The 14146-nt window shown below is 61.8% G+C and carries 16 protein-coding genes; 10 read left to right on the top strand and 6 right to left on the bottom strand.

What is annotated here, in order from left to right; genetic code table 11:
• Window position 1 precedes the first annotated feature (1 nt).
• Window positions 2-580 carry a transglycosylase SLT domain-containing protein gene (locus tag P0X85_RS07330; RefSeq protein ID WP_275810898.1) on the bottom strand — a complete coding sequence of 193 codons (579 nt, stop codon included), beginning with the start codon at window positions 578-580 and terminating at the stop codon, window positions 2-4.
• A 188-nt stretch (window positions 581-768) separates the two neighbouring features.
• Between P0X85_RS07330 and hspQ the strand changes: the two genes are divergently transcribed.
• Complete coding sequence (gene hspQ, locus P0X85_RS07325; protein WP_275810895.1) at window positions 769-1095, top strand: heat shock protein HspQ; 327 nt, start codon at window positions 769-771, stop codon at window positions 1093-1095.
• Between the two features lie 21 nt (window positions 1096-1116).
• Here the strand turns inward: hspQ and P0X85_RS07320 are convergent, their stop codons facing one another.
• Together P0X85_RS07320 and P0X85_RS07315 are read right to left on the bottom strand one after the other, a co-directional pair.
• Entirely contained in the window at window positions 1117-1602 is a 486-nt protein-coding gene (locus P0X85_RS07320) for an ATP-binding protein (RefSeq protein WP_275810892.1), read from the bottom strand.
• Window positions 1592-1939 (bottom strand): STAS domain-containing protein, encoded by a 348-nt coding sequence (locus P0X85_RS07315; protein ID WP_275810889.1) that lies wholly within the window; start codon window positions 1937-1939, stop codon window positions 1592-1594. The genes P0X85_RS07320 and P0X85_RS07315 overlap by 11 nt, the downstream gene beginning before the upstream one ends.
• 164 nt (window positions 1940-2103) lie before the next feature.
• Between P0X85_RS07315 and P0X85_RS07310 the strand changes: the two genes are divergently transcribed.
• Together P0X85_RS07310 and P0X85_RS07305 are read left to right on the top strand one after the other, a co-directional pair.
• Window positions 2104-2556 carry a GAF domain-containing protein gene (locus tag P0X85_RS07310; protein ID WP_275810886.1) on the top strand — a complete coding sequence of 151 codons (453 nt, stop codon included), beginning with the start codon at window positions 2104-2106 and terminating at the stop codon, window positions 2554-2556.
• Window positions 2557-2571: 15 nt separating this feature from the next.
• On the top strand, window positions 2572-3264 hold the full coding sequence (locus P0X85_RS07305; protein ID WP_420851797.1) for an RluA family pseudouridine synthase: 693 nt from the start codon (window positions 2572-2574) through the stop codon (window positions 3262-3264).
• A 68-nt stretch (window positions 3265-3332) separates the two neighbouring features.
• Here the strand turns inward: P0X85_RS07305 and P0X85_RS07300 are convergent, their stop codons facing one another.
• The 3 genes from P0X85_RS07300 to P0X85_RS07290 form a co-directional block, all read right to left on the bottom strand.
• On the bottom strand, window positions 3333-3569 hold the full coding sequence (locus P0X85_RS07300; protein ID WP_275810883.1) for a WGR domain-containing protein: 237 nt from the start codon (window positions 3567-3569) through the stop codon (window positions 3333-3335).
• A 75-nt stretch (window positions 3570-3644) separates the two neighbouring features.
• Window positions 3645-4358: a response regulator transcription factor gene (locus P0X85_RS07295; protein ID WP_275810880.1), complete on the bottom strand. Its 714-nt coding sequence runs from the start codon at window positions 4356-4358 to the stop codon at window positions 3645-3647.
• Window positions 4355-6256: a PAS-domain containing protein gene (locus tag P0X85_RS07290; RefSeq protein WP_275810877.1), complete on the bottom strand. Its 1902-nt coding sequence runs from the start codon at window positions 6254-6256 to the stop codon at window positions 4355-4357. Before P0X85_RS07290 ends, P0X85_RS07295 begins: the two co-directional genes overlap by 4 nt.
• 200 nt (window positions 6257-6456) lie before the next feature.
• Between P0X85_RS07290 and P0X85_RS07285 the strand changes: the two genes are divergently transcribed.
• The 7 genes from P0X85_RS07285 to P0X85_RS07255 all read left to right on the top strand — a co-directional run bounded on the left by P0X85_RS07285 (window position 6457) and on the right by P0X85_RS07255 (window position 14087).
• Complete coding sequence (locus P0X85_RS07285; protein ID WP_275810874.1) at window positions 6457-8424, top strand: long-chain fatty acid--CoA ligase; 1968 nt, start codon at window positions 6457-6459, stop codon at window positions 8422-8424.
• Window positions 8421-9239 (top strand): ABC transporter ATP-binding protein, encoded by an 819-nt coding sequence (locus tag P0X85_RS07280; protein WP_275810871.1) that lies wholly within the window; start codon window positions 8421-8423, stop codon window positions 9237-9239. The genes P0X85_RS07285 and P0X85_RS07280 overlap by 4 nt, the downstream gene beginning before the upstream one ends.
• An 89-nt stretch (window positions 9240-9328) precedes the next feature.
• Window positions 9329-10315, top strand: coding sequence for a branched-chain amino acid ABC transporter permease (locus P0X85_RS07275; protein ID WP_275810868.1), 987 nt, complete (start codon window positions 9329-9331; stop codon window positions 10313-10315).
• 205 nt (window positions 10316-10520) lie between these two features.
• On the top strand, window positions 10521-10700 hold the full coding sequence (locus tag P0X85_RS07270) for a hypothetical protein (RefSeq protein ID WP_275810865.1): 180 nt from the start codon (window positions 10521-10523) through the stop codon (window positions 10698-10700).
• A gap of 49 nt (window positions 10701-10749) precedes the next feature.
• Window positions 10750-11826, top strand: coding sequence for a branched-chain amino acid ABC transporter permease (locus P0X85_RS07265; RefSeq protein ID WP_275810862.1), 1077 nt, complete (start codon window positions 10750-10752; stop codon window positions 11824-11826).
• 75 nt (window positions 11827-11901) lie between these two features.
• Complete coding sequence (locus P0X85_RS07260) at window positions 11902-13191, top strand: ABC transporter substrate-binding protein (RefSeq protein WP_275810859.1); 1290 nt, start codon at window positions 11902-11904, stop codon at window positions 13189-13191.
• A gap of 59 nt (window positions 13192-13250) precedes the next feature.
• Window positions 13251-14087: an ABC transporter ATP-binding protein gene (locus P0X85_RS07255; protein ID WP_275810856.1), complete on the top strand. Its 837-nt coding sequence runs from the start codon at window positions 13251-13253 to the stop codon at window positions 14085-14087.
• Window positions 14088-14146 lie beyond the last annotated feature (59 nt).

Genomic DNA, 14146 nt, shown 5'->3' with positions numbered 1-14146 from the left:
TTCACTTCCCGCAGGCGCGCAGTTGCTGGCGATACATTTCAGAGCGCTGCGCGACCTTGTCGGACACCGCGATCAGCCAGGACTTTGAGTTATAAGTGCCGCGGGCGAACCCGGTGCGGCCTTCATGGTAGGCGAGATATTGGCTGCGGGCATCGGCCTTGGAAATGCCAAGCGCCTTGGAAGAGCCGTCCATATACCAGCCCATGAAGTCGGCGGCGTCGCGGAACCGGTTTCGCTTGGCACCGTAGCTGCGCGTTTCCTTGCGATACTCATCCCAGGTCGCGTCGAGCGCCTGACTGTAACCGTAAGCCGAGCTTTGACGACCGATCGGGATGACGCCAAGCGCGTAGCGATGCGGTGTGCGGGCCGTGCCGATGAATTTCGATTCCTGATGGATCGTGGCCATCTGCACATGCACCGGCACGCCCCACCGGCGTTCTGTCGTTTTCATCGCGCGGTAATAGGCGGGCTTCTCGCGCACCAGCGCGCAGGCATTATCGAGATTGCGAGGGGCCTTGCCCGCATTCCCGCCACAGGACGCAAGCAACAGCACAAGGGCCATTTTGAGGAATTTGTTCATCACTGCTCAGCTCTATTCGGCTATTTTCAAGCATTTTACCGGGTTTTCGCTTGAAGTGAAATCACAAAGCTGATCGGTCGCCTCTGGACTGTTTGCCTTGGTTCGACAATTTGTTTCCGGATGAATTGTGGCCGAATTGTGGACGCGTCCGCCCTGGCATGGTTATAAAACGAGTAATGGGGGCCTGAATGCATCCGACGAGAGCAAAATATCATCTCGGTCAAGTTGTCCGCCATCGGAAGCATCCGTTCCGTGGCGTGGTTTTCGACGTTGATGCGATCTTTTCCAATACGCAGGAATGGTATGATGCGATCCCGGAAGAAAGCCGGCCGAGCAAAGATCAGCCTTTTTACCATCTGCTCGCGGAGAACGATAACAGCTACTACGTGGCGTATGTCTCCGAGCAGAACCTCATCGCGGATTACTCGGGTGTCCCGGTTGAGCATCCCGATCTGAACGATCTGTTCGGAGATTTTCAGGATGGACGCTACCCTCTGCAATTCCAATTGAACTGAACCGCCCCAATCGCGGCGCGCCTATGCCTGCGGTTGTAGCGGCAGGCGAAACGCCAGTAGGTTGCGCCCGTTTTCGCGGCGATAGCCAAGATCCTCTGCGAGGTCGCGGATCAGGAACCAGCCAAATCCGCCTTCCGGAAGGCTTTCGGGATGCGGTCGGTCCGTATCGTCATCGGCACGCGTCAGACAATCGACGGGCAGCGGGACGCCATCGTCGCTGACGGAACAGCTAAGGCCCCGTCGATCCCGCACCATCGACAGGGTGATCGTGCCGTGACCGCTATCGGCATAGCTATGCTCCACGATGTTGTTGAGCACCTCTGCAAGGATCAATTCGAGGGTGCCGGCCTCATCCGGTGTCATCTGTCGTAGGAACCGGGCCAGCGCGGCGCGAAGCGCCCCTCGGACAGAGAGCGCATCAGCCGGAAAGCTGAGATGAAAGATCTGCGCCTCCGCGCGCCCGGGGGGGCGTTTCAGGCCGCTCTGTTGCATACGGTCAGCCAGCATCGCGTACCCCTTCAGAGAGCATGGCCTCGACGGAAGCGTGGATTGGAAAGACCGAATCCATCCGCGTGAGGCGGAAGACCTTTTCGACATTTGGAGTCAGGCCAGCCAGTTCAAGCCGACGATTGGGTGACAGCGCCTTCATAACGGCGACAACGGCCCCCAAGCCAGAACTGTCAAGAAACTCGATGCGGGACATATCGAGCACGATTCGCGGTGCGGGTTGCACGCAAATCTCCCGCATCCTGTCCTTGAAGCGGATCGCAATCGCGGCATCCAGCCGCTCTTCATCGACACGAACGACGAGCGCCCCGGCTCTGGCTTCGGCATATAGATTCATCGTCAGGCTCCTGCGAACTTCTGCCCAAAGGCTAGCGCGGAATGCTTACCAATCCGTATCTGTTCGCAAATTTATCCAAAAAACCAAACGGGCTGGCGCTTTCATCAAGCCTGAAATACTGCGGGGCTGCGGGGGTAGAACCCCCGTTTGCCAGGGAGGACAGAATGCGCGTCGATTACCATGCCTTGACCCAATCCATCGTGGCGCTCACCGCCGGTGAGACTGACGAGATCGCGCTGATGGCGACACTGGCTTGCGAGATACATCATAGTGATGATCGCTTTGACTGGACCGGGTTTTACCGGGTGACGGCGCCAGGCTTGCTCAAGATCGGGCCTTATCAGGGTGGGCATGGCTGTCTTGTGATCCCGTTTGACAAGGGCGTCTGCGGGGCCGCTGCGCGCAGCGAGACAACGCAGCTCGTGCCCGATGTCAACGCCTTCCCCGGCCACATCGCCTGTGCAAGTTCAACCCGTTCCGAATTGGTGATTCCGGTCTTTGCCGCGCGCGGATTGATCGGTGTGCTGGATATCGACAGCGACCGGCCCGATGCCTTCGACGCCGAAGACGCCAAGGCACTCGAAACGATCCTTGCCAGCGTTTTCAGCGACCTCTAATCCCGCGCGGCGGCCTTGCAGCTTGACCGCGATGCAATCCGGGGCCATCACCGCGCCATGACCGAGTATCGCTACGATCCACCCACCGATCCGCCGCAGATCCTGCATGCCGATCACGAAATCCTCGTGGTGGACAAGCAGGCGGGCCTCCTGTCGGTGCCGGGCAAAGGGCCGGACAAGGCAGATTGCCTGATCGAGCGTTTGCGGCGCATCTACCCCGAGGTCTTGCTGGTGCATCGGCTCGATACCGATACGTCGGGGGTGATGGTCTTTGCCCTGACCCCGAATGCGCAGCGCCATCTGGGCCTGCAATTCGAGAACCGGCAGACGAAAAAGACCTATCAGGCGCGGCTTTGGGGAGAGTTGAACCCCAAGGAAGGCCGGGTCGATCTGCCGCTTTGCGTCGATTGGCCGAACCGCCCGCGCCAGCATGTGAACCACGAGCATGGGCGGCCCGCCCAAACCGACTGGCGCGTCATGCGCCATGAGGCGGGGACGACGCGGGTGCGGCTCATGCCGGTGACGGGGCGTAGCCACCAGCTGCGCGTTCATATGATGGCGCTTGGACACCCGATCCTTGGCGATCCGCTTTATGCCGAAGGCCCTGCGCGTGATTTTCCGCGGCTCATGCTCCATGCGGAGAGCCTGCGCCTGCGCCATCCCGATGGCGGGCATCACATGAGTTTCTCGGCCCCTTGCCCATTTTAGGGCGCAGGGGCGCTGCCCCTCTGGCCTTGCGGCCATTCACCCCGGGATATTTCGGGCAGCGTGAAAGGCTATTTCGCGTAGCGCCGCTCGGTCAGCGCATAGCCCCGGTTCTGCGCGCGATGGCGCCAGCGGTCAGCGGCCTGCGCGGCTTCGCGCAGATTTGAGAACCACGTTCTGCGGGTGCCGGAGGCGCGGCCCATGCGGCCCCATTCACGCTCGACGAGATATTCGCCGAACAACGTGTCCGAAACCTCGACGCGATAGAAGCGCAACCCGCGCGCGCGGTGCATGATCAGGCTCAGCATGGCAGTGCTTTCCTTTGGTCCCCATGTCCAAAGAATCAGAAGCCACGCGCGGATGCCAGAGGAAAATTCGAGGCGTCAGTTCCAGCTGACATCGCCGAGGAAGATATAGCCTGCGCCATATATCGTCTTGATCAGTTTCGGATTCTTCGGGTCCTCGCCGAGTTTTGTGCGCAGCCGCGAAATTCGCACATCCATAGCCCGGTCAAAGCTTTCGCCCGCCGCTCCGCCCAATGTTTCTTGCATCTGCGCGCGGGTGATGAGGCGGTTCGGGCTGTCGAGAAAGAGGCGTAGCACCTCACCCTCGGCATGCGAGAAAGGGGTCTCTTCGCCGGCTTCATTGACCAGCACATAACGGTCGAAATGGGCGCGCCAGCCCGCGAAACTAGCGACCTGCATGGCCGGGGTGGCGGCCGTGCGGCCTTTGCGCAGGCGCGCGCGAATACGGGCCACGACCTCGCTCGGGTCGAAGGGTTTGATGATGTAATCATCGGCCCCGAGTTCGAGCCCGGTCACCCGATCCTGCACCTGCGCGCGGCCCGAGATGATGATGATGGCGGCCCCGGATTCGAGCGCCAGCCGATGGACGATGCCAAGCCCGTCACGATCCGGAAGGCTCAGGTCGACGAGGCAGACATCGGGGGCGGAGCGCTTCAACCCCGCTTCGAACTCTGTCGCGCGGCCGTAGCAGGTGGTGCGAAACCCGGCCTCTTCGAGCGCATCCGAGAGCATGCGGCGGATCTCTGGCTCATCGTCGAGAATGGCGACATGGGGGGCGTTCGCAGGCTTCATGGGCGGACTCCGGACAGGAAGGCGGCAAGCTCCGCCTCGGTGAAAGGTTTTTGCAGCACCGGACAGGGCGCGCTGGCGCGCAGGGGATCACCCGGTGGCAGAGAGGTCATCAGCAGAACGGGTGTCGCCGGCAGGACGAGCCGCGCGAGATCGACCCCGCTCTGATCGCCGGGCAGTTGCACATCCGAGAGCACCAGCCCGATATCGGGCAGCGAGATCAGCGCCTGCGCCTCGGCGACGCTTTCGGCTTCGATCACGGTATGACCAAGGCTGCGCAGCATCTCGCGGACATTGGTGCGGATTTCCTGATCGTCTTCGACCAGAAGCACCAGCATCGGGGCGGCCATTCGCGCCTCGCGCAGCGGCAGGCGCAGCGTCACCCGCGCGCCAGTCGCGGTGTTCTCAAGGCGCACCGTGCCGCCGGCAAGCTTGGTCTGATCATAGACCATCGACAGGCCCAGCCCCGATCCCTCACCCCCCTTGGTCGTGAAAAACGGGTCCAGCGCGCGTTCGAGCGCCTCAGCCGAGAAGCCCGGCCCGGTGTCCGAGAGCGCGATCTCCACCCATGTATCGCGCACGGCATGGGCTTCGAGATGAATGTGGCCGCCTCCCGGCCCCATCGCGTCGCGTGCATTCAGCATCAGGTTGAGCAGCCCATCCTGAAGCGGGCCAGGGTCAAGCAGGAGCGGGGTTTCAAGTCCTTCGGTGGTGATCGAAAGCGTCACGGCGTCGCCCAGTGTCGGTCGGGCCATGGCGGCGAGATCGTCGAAAAGCGGTCGGAGTTCGACCGCCTGCGGGCGTAGTTCGCGCGGGCCGGAAATGGCAGCGATCCGGTCGAGCAACGTGCCGCCCCGCCGGGCCGCTGCAAGCGTTGCGCGGGCGATGTCGGTCACCTCTGCGGGGAGGTCGTCCATCCGCTCAAGCCGCCCCTGAAGGCCGAGGATGATTGTCAGCAGATTCGCGAAATCATGTGCGAGGCCAGAGCTGAGCTGTGCCGCCAGCTCACGCTTGCTGGCCTGCGCCAATGCAGAGCGCGCCTGCGTTTCATGCGTCACATCGGTCGAGAGGATGTAGACGCCAATCACGCGATCCTCGGCATCCCGTTCGGGCGTCAGTGCGATGCGGATGCGCCGACCAGAGGGTTCATGTGTGATCTCAAGCACATTCGACTCGCCGTCGAAAGCCTTGGCGAATCCCGGCCCGATCCGGTTGAACGTGTCATCGCCCAAGGCATCGCGTGCGTGCTTGCCAATCACCTCGGACGCAGAACCCGGCATCACGGTCGACAGCCGCCGGTTCGAGAACGTATAGATGAAATTGCGGTCGATATGCGCGATATGCGCGGGCGTCATTTCGGTGACTTGCCGGGTGCGCGCCTCAATCGCGGTCAATTCCCGCTTGGCCTCTTCGAGGGCGGCATTGGTCGCGGCCAGCGCGCGGTTCGCCCCGGCGAGCGCCTCGGCATGGTCGAGAACCTGTTCGGACAGTTCGGCCGAGCGTGCGCGCAGAAGGCTCTCCTGCCGCTTGATCTCGGTGATGTCGGTGTAGACCGTGACCCAGCCGCCCTGCGGCAAGGGCGCGCCCTCGACCGCGATCGTGCGGCCATTGGCGCGGGTCCGCTCCATGTAATGCGCCTCGAACGTGCGGGCTTGCTCCACCCGGAAGCGCACGGCGTCGTCGATATCGGTGACCTCGCCATATTCGCCGCGCTCGACAAGATACCGAATCGTTTCGGCGAAGGAGGTGCCGGGCCGCGTGAGCGCCTCGGGCAAATCGAACATGATCTGATACTGCCGGTTCGAGACCGCAAGCCGCAGATCGCTGTCAAAGATCGACATCGCCTGCTGAATGAGGTTCAGCCCCGCCTGTGTCAGCCTTGCACGCGTGTCTTCGATCACTGGGTTTCCTCCGTCCTTGTCATCGCTAGCACCCCCGCCCGGCGCGGCAAAGACCTGATGTGGCGCTGTAAGAATTCGTAACAATCCGGAAAAATTCAGGAAAAGTTTGACGCCGAGTGTCTTCCCGTGACGCAATGGGCGACGGAGGAATCGCCCCTTGGCGAAGAACGCTGGTCCGAACCGGCGTAAGGGAGGACACATTGGCTGACGCAGTCGCGGCGGATATTTCCGTCCAATCCATTCCTGCGCTCTTGGCGCGGAACGTTAAGCGTTACGGCGGCTACCCGGCGTATCGGGAGAAGGAATTCGGCATCTGGCAAAGCTGGACCTGGGCCGAAGCCGCCGAAGAGATTCGGTCCATGGCGATGGGCTTCCTGAGCCTTGGCGTGGAGCGTGGCGATCACGTCGCCATCATCGGGCGCAATCGTCCGATGCATTACTGGTCGATGGTGGCCGCGCAGATGTGCGGGGCCGTGCCGGTGCCGCTCTATCAGGACGCCGCTGCCGAAGAGATGGCCTATGTGATGGAGCATTGCGGTGCGCGCTTCGTCGTGTGCGGCGATCAGGAGCAGGTCGACAAGATCGTGGAGATCGAAGACCGCATCCATGCCATCAAGCACGTGATGTATACCGACAAGCGCGGCATGCGGAAATACGATCACTCGCGCATGAACGCGCTCGAGGACGTTGTCGCAGAGGGCCGCGCAGGCCATTACCGCTATGAGGAAGAGATCAACAAGCGCATCGCCGAGCTGGATTACGACTCGACCTGCGTGATGCTCTACACCTCGGGGACCACCGGTAAGCCGAAAGGCGTGGTGCTCTCGAACCGCAACATCATCGAAACCGCCAAGAATTCCTCGGAATTTGACAAGCTGGGCCATAATGACGAAGTGCTCGCCTACCTGCCGATGGCATGGGTTGGGGACTTCATCTTCTCGGTCGGGCAAGCGATGTGGACCGGCTTCACGGTGAACTGCCCCGAGTCGGCGGAAACCATGATGACCGACTTGCGCGAGATCGGTCCGACCTACTTCTTCGCGCCGCCGCGCGTCTTCGAAGGCCAGCTGACGAACGTCATGATCCGCATGGAAGATGCGGGTAAGTTCAAGAAGAAGCTGTTCGACAAATACATGGAAGTCGCTCGCAAGGTGGGGCCGCGTATCCTTGACGGGGAGAATGTGAGCTTTGGCGAGCGTCTGTCCTATGCGCTGGGGAACATGTTCATCCTCGGCCCGCTGAAGAACACGCTCGGCTTCACCAATATCCGCGTCGGCTACACCGCCGGTGAGGCGATCGGACCGGAGATCTTCGATTTCTACCGCTCGCTGGGGATCAACCTCAAACAGCTCTACGGCCAGACCGAGGCTTCGGTGTTCATCACCCAGCAGCCCGACGGTCAGGTCCGCTCGGACACGGTGGGCGTTCCCTCGCCCGGCGTGGAAGTGAAGATCGGCGACAATGGCGAGGTCTACTACCGTAGCCCGGGCACCTTCGTCGAGTATTACAAGAACCCGGAAAGCACCGCCTCGACCAAGGACGCCGAAGGCTGGGTGGCGACCGGGGATGCAGGTTTCTTCGAGGAAGGCTCGGGCCACCTGCGCATCATCGACCGCGCCAAGGACGTCGGCAAAATGGCCGATGGGCGGCTGTTCGCGCCCAAATACGTCGAGAATAAACTCAAGTTCTACCCCAACATTCTTGAGGCCGTTGTCTTTGGCGCGGATCGTGATCGCTGCACGGCGTTCATCAACATCGACCTCAACGCGGTCGGAAACTGGGCCGAGCGCAACAACATCGCCTATGCGTCCTATCAGGAACTCGCGGGCCATCCGCGCGTCTATGACATGATCAAGTCGCATATCGATGAGGTGAACCGCTCGGTCGCCGAGGACCCGATGCTGTCGGGCTGTCAGATCCACCGCTTCCTGATCCTGCACAAGGAACTCGACGCGGATGACGGCGAGATGACCCGGACCCGCAAGGTGCGCCGCAACATCGTGGCGGAGAAATACGCCGACCTGATCGGGGCGCTCTATGACGGGCGTGAGGAAATCTACACCGAAACCGAAGTGACCTACGAAGACGGCCGCAAGGGCTCGATCAAGGCGACGCTGCGCATCGCAGATGCCATCGTCGCCCCGGAGAAAAGGATGGCCGCGGAATGAACGATATGAGCGAAGGCTACGTCACCGCAGATGGCCGCAAGATCGGCGGCACCCTGATGGAGATGAAAAATATTACCCTGAAATTCGGGGGGGTTACGGCAATCCAGGATATCAGCTTCGATATCCGGGATGGCGAAATCCGCGCGATCATCGGGCCGAACGGCGCGGGGAAATCCTCGATGCTGAACGTGATTTCGGGCTTCTACATCCCGACCGAGGGCAGCGTCTATTTCAAGGGCGTGAAACGCGGGCCGATGAAACCCTATCAGGTCGCCCAACTCGGCATCGCGCGCACGTTCCAGAACATCGCGCTCTTTGACGGGATGTCGGTGCTCGACAACATCATGACCGGCCGTCTGACCCTGATGAAATCGGGTCTGCTGAGCCAAGCGATGTGGTGGGGCGGCGCGTCCAAGGAAGAGGACGAACACCGCGAAAAAGTCGAGAAAATCATCGACTTCCTCGAAATTCAGTCGATCCGCAAGACGCCCGTCGGGCGCCTGCCTTACGGTCTCAAGAAACGTGTGGAGCTTGCCCGCGCGCTGGCGGCGGAACCCAAGATCCTGCTGCTCGACGAACCGATGGCAGGGATGAACGTCGAAGAGAAAGAGGACATGTGCCGCTTCATCCTCGACGTGAACGACGAGTTCGGCACGACCATCGCGCTCATCGAGCACGACATGGGCGTGGTCATGGACCTCTCGGACCGGGTCGTCGTGATGGATTACGGCAAGAAGATCGGTGACGGCACGCCCGATGAGGTGCGCAACAATCAGGACGTGATCGACGCCTATCTGGGGGTGTCCCATGACTGAGACGACCCGTTTTCGCAAATCCAGCTTTGCGCCAGCTTTGCGCCAGCTTTCCGCCAGCATGATGCTGACCGCCCCGAAGGAGACCGTCCATGCCTGATCAACTCTTGTTCGCACTGGAAGTGACCCTCAACGGGCTGATGGCCGGGGTCATGTATGCGCTCGTCGCGCTGGGCTTCGTGCTCATCTACAAAGCGTCGGGCATCTTCAACTACGCGCAGGGCGTGCTTGCGCTCTTCGCGGCGCTGACGCTGGTCGGCATTCAGCAAGGCCAGGTGCCCTTCGCCCACCTGATCAACGCCGTGACCGGCATGCACGTGACCGAGTTCGGTTGGAAAATTCCGGCGATCCTTGCGATCCTGTTGACGGCGGGTGTGATGGTCGGGCTTGCGATCATCATCGAGAAGCTGGTGCTCAAGCACCTCGTCAACCAGGCGCCGATCATCCTCTTCATGGCGACGATCGGGATGGCCTATTTCCTCGAAGGCTTCGGGGACGTGATGTGGGGTGCCGACATCAAGACGCTCGACGTGGGCCTGCCGCAGGGGATCAACGAGACGCTGGAATCGGTGACCGACAAGGCGCTGGGCTACGGCTTCTTCATCGACAATCTCGACATCGTCGCAACGCTCGTCGCGATTGCCCTTGTGACCGCGCTGACGCTGTTCTCGCAATACTCCAAGCAGGGCCGCGCGCTGCGCGCCGTGGCGGACGATCACCAGGCCGCTCTGTCGGTCGGTATCTCGCTGCGCTTCATCTGGATCCTCGTCTGGTCGATCGCGGGCTTCGTGGCTCTGGTCGCAGGGATCATGTGGGGGTCGAAATCGGGGGTGCAGTTCTCGCTCTCGCTGATCGCGCTCAAGGCACTTCCGGTGCTGATGCTGGGCGGCTTCACCTCGATCCCGGGCGCCATCGTCGGCGGTCTGATCATCGGTGTGGGCGAGAAGCTCTTTGAGTTCTTCGCAGGCCCGCTGATCGGCGGCGCGACCGAGAACTGGTTCGCCTACGTGCTCGCGCTTGTCTTCCTCGTGTTCCGTCCGCAGGGGCTGTTCGGCGAGAAGATCATCGAGAGGGTATGACGCGTGACTGTCCTGCCCATTCACACTCAGGAAAAAAAGGCCAAAATGACCTTGTCCTCCGCTAACATTTCTCTTGATCGGCTGACTGCGCTGCGACATCCTGTCGCGGATCTGGCGCCGCAAGGGTTGGGAGGCCCGCGCCGGAGAGAAGGGACGCAATCGCGGCCCGACGAGGCCGCGCAAGGGATGGGGAGGTCCTTTGGCCATGAAAACCTGTGCAACCGTGTTCACGATCGGATGGGGCGCTGCTCTGGCCTTTGGCTGGATCGCGCTCGCCGCCCCGGCCTCCGAGTCGGCGGGAATGCAAACGCTCAACATGATGCTGGCAGCCTTGGGCGCCGGGGCCGGGATGTGGTCCTGGCTGCGAATCCGGCGCGGCTGCTGAAAGGGGAGAAGCAGACCTTCCCCCGCACTGAACAAGGGGGAGGGATCTGATGTTCTACCGCGAGGCTGGTGATTTCAAGACGTCCTACCGTGAGGACAGCCAGACGTTCCCGATCAAGTTCGATCGTCTGCGCTTTTACGCGGTGCTGGCGATTGCCTTCGGGGTGATCCCGCTCTTCATCAACGACTACTGGGCGAATGCCGTGGCCGTGCCGTTCCTGATCTATGCGATCGCGGCGATCGGCCTGAATATTCTGGTCGGCTATGCCGGGCAGGTGAGCCTCGGCACCGGTGGTTTCATGGCTGTGGGCGCCTATGCGGTCTACAAGCTGATGACCGCTTTCCCCGAAGTGTCGGTGTTCATCCACGTGCTGCTGGCAGGCGGTATCACGGCGCTGGTCGGCGTGCTGTTCGGTCTGCCGAGCCTTCGGATCAAGGGGTTCTACCTCGCCGTGGCGACACTGGCGGCGCAGTTCTTCCTTGTCTGGCTCTTCAACAAGGTGCCGTGGTTCTACAACTACTCGGCCTCGGGTCAGATCAACGCCCCCGACCGCACCATCTTCGGTGTGTTCGTGACCGGCGCGCAGACCTCGGCCACGGCGAAATACATGTTCTGTCTGGTGATGCTGACGATCGTCGCAGTGCTGGCACGGAACCTGACGCGCGGCACGATCGGGCGCAAATGGATGGCGATCCGCGACATGGATATCGCTGCCGAGATCATCGGGGTGAACCCCCTGACGACCAAGATGACGGCCTTTGCGGTGAGCTCGTTCTTCATCGGTATCGCAGGCGCGCTGTTCTTCGCGGTCTATCTGGGCGCGGCGGAAGTGGGCGAGTCCTTCGGCATCCAGAAGTCGTTCCTGATCCTGTTCATGGTCATCATCGGCGGTCTGGGCTCGATCTTCGGGTCCTTCGCAGGGGCGGCGTTCCTCGTGCTGCTGCCGGTGTTCCTCAAGAACGTTCTGGTCGGCATGCTCGGCTGGCCGACCGACCTTGCGGCGCATATCGAACTGATGATCGTGGGTGCGCTGATCGTGATCTTCCTGATCGCGGAACCCCATGGCCTCGCGCAGCTCTGGCGCGTTGCCAAAGAGAAGCTTCGGCTCTGGCCCTTCCCGCACTGAGGCGGGGCCAGACCAAGACCGATGAGCCGGCAGAACCGGCCGCAATATCCAACAGTTTTCTGGGAGGAGAACCACATGAAGAAGACCTTTACTGCCCTGGCCGCCGCCGCGATTGCCGCGACTGTTGCCGCTCCGGCCATGGCCGATCTGACCGTGCCGAACCTGAGCTACCGCACCGGCCCCTATGCCGCGAACGGCATTCCCTACGCGGATGGCTTCAACGACTATTTCACCCTGCTCAACGAGCGTGACGGCGGCATCGGCGGCGAGAAAGTCGTCGTTCCGGAATGCGAGACCGCCTACAACACCGAGAAAGGTGTGGAGTGCTACGAAGCCACCAAGGGCGATGGCGCACTGGCCTACAACCCGCTCTCGACCGGGATCACCTATCAGTTGATCCCGAAGGTCACCGCTGACCAGCACGTTCTCTACACCCCGGGCTATGGCCGCACCTCGGCTGCGAACGGCAAAGTGTTCGAATGGGTCTTCAACTACCCGGCGAACTACTGGGATGGTGCGTCGATCATCGTGAAATACCTGACCGAGAAAGCCGGCGGCTCGCTCTCGGGCAAGAAAGTCGCGCTGGTCTACCACAACTCGGCCTATGGCAAGGAGCCGATCCGCACGCTCGAGGAACTCGCCAAGAAAGACGGCTTCGAGCTGGAACTGCTGCCGGTCGATCACCCCGGTCAGGAACAGAAGTCGCAATGGCTTCAGATCCGCCGCAACAAGCCGGACTACGTCATCATGTATGGCTGGGGCGTCATGAACCAGGTCGCCATTCAGGAAGCCGTGAACATCAAATATCCGATGGAAAACTTCGTCGGTATCTGGTGGTCGGGCTCGGAGAACGACGTGAAACCGGCGGGCGACGGCGCGAATGGCTACACCACCATTTCGTTCCACTCGACCGGCATGGACTTCCCGGTCTACGCGGACCTCAAGCAATACGTGCATGACGCCGGCAAAGGCGCAGGCGCGGGCGATCAGGTCGGCACCATGCTCTACTCGCGCGGTGTCTACGCGGCGATGATCATCTCGGAAGCGATCCGCAAGGCGCAGGAAGTTCACGGCACCTCGGCTGTGACCCCGGCGCAGGTGCGTGACGGGTTCGAGCAGCTCGATCTGACCGAAGCACGTCTGACCGAACTCGGCCTGCCGGGCTTCGCGCAGCCGATCACCGCAACCTGTGCGGACCACGGCGGTCCGGGCTCGGCCAAGATGTTCCAGTGGAACGCGGCCTCGGGTCAGTGGGATGCGGCTTCGGACTGGATCCAGTCGGATGCTGAACTGATCGACATGCTGGTGGCCGAAGACTCCGCCGCCTTCGCAGCTGAAAACAACATCGCAGAGCGCTGCAACTAAGACCGATCTCCGGCCCGGGCATCCGTCCGGGCCGGGACACCCCAACCAAGAGGTGCCCCATGCTTGACGCCACCACCGCCGCCGAGGCCAAGACCGAAACCCTGCTTGAGGTCAACAATATCGAGGTGATCTACAACCACGTGATCCTCGTGCTCAAAGGCGTGAGCCTCACCGTTCCGAAAGGCGGGATCACCGCGCTTCTGGGCGGCAACGGCGCCGGCAAGACGACCACGCTCAAGGCCATTTCGAACCTGCTCAAATCCGAGCGCGGCGAAGTCACCAAGGGCTCGATCATCTATCGCGGCGAGCGCGTGCAGGACATGTCGCCGGCCGATCTGGTGCGCAAGGGCGTCATTCAGGTGATGGAAGGGCGGCATTGTTTCGAACACCTCACCGTCGAGGAAAACCTGCTGACGGGCGCCTATACCCGCACGGATGGCCGCGCCGAAATCGCGCGTGACCTCGAGATGGTTTACAACTACTTCCCGCGCCTCAAGGAACGCCGCAAATCGCAGGCGGGCTATACCTCGGGCGGCGAACAGCAGATGGTCGCGATGGGCCGTGCGCTGATGTCGCGCCCCGAGACGATCCTGCTCGACGAACCGTCGATGGGTCTCGCGCCGCAGCTTGTGGAGCAGATCTTCGAAATCGTGAAAGCGGTGAACGAGGGCGAGGGCGTGACCTTCCTTCTGGCCGAGCAGAACACCAACGTGGCGCTGCGCTACGCGCATTACGGCTACATTCTGGAATCGGGTCGCGTCGTGATGGACGGCCCCGCCAAGGCGCTGCGCGAGAACCCGGACGTGAAGGAATTCTATCTGGGCATGTCGGACGAAGGCCGCAAGAGCTTCCGCGATGTGCGCAGCTACCGCCGCCGCAAGCGTTGGCTGGCATAAGGTAACGTATTGTTTTTAAAAGATTGCTGCGCAGCGTGCTGCGGCGCAGCGCGGGGCCG

It is taken from the genome of Pseudothioclava nitratireducens, assembly GCF_029210495.1.
Lineage (GTDB): Bacteria > Pseudomonadota > Alphaproteobacteria > Rhodobacterales > Rhodobacteraceae > Pseudothioclava > Pseudothioclava nitratireducens.
The sequence above is the reverse complement of the archived record's forward strand: the minus strand, read 5'-3'. Positions and strand labels throughout refer to the sequence as shown.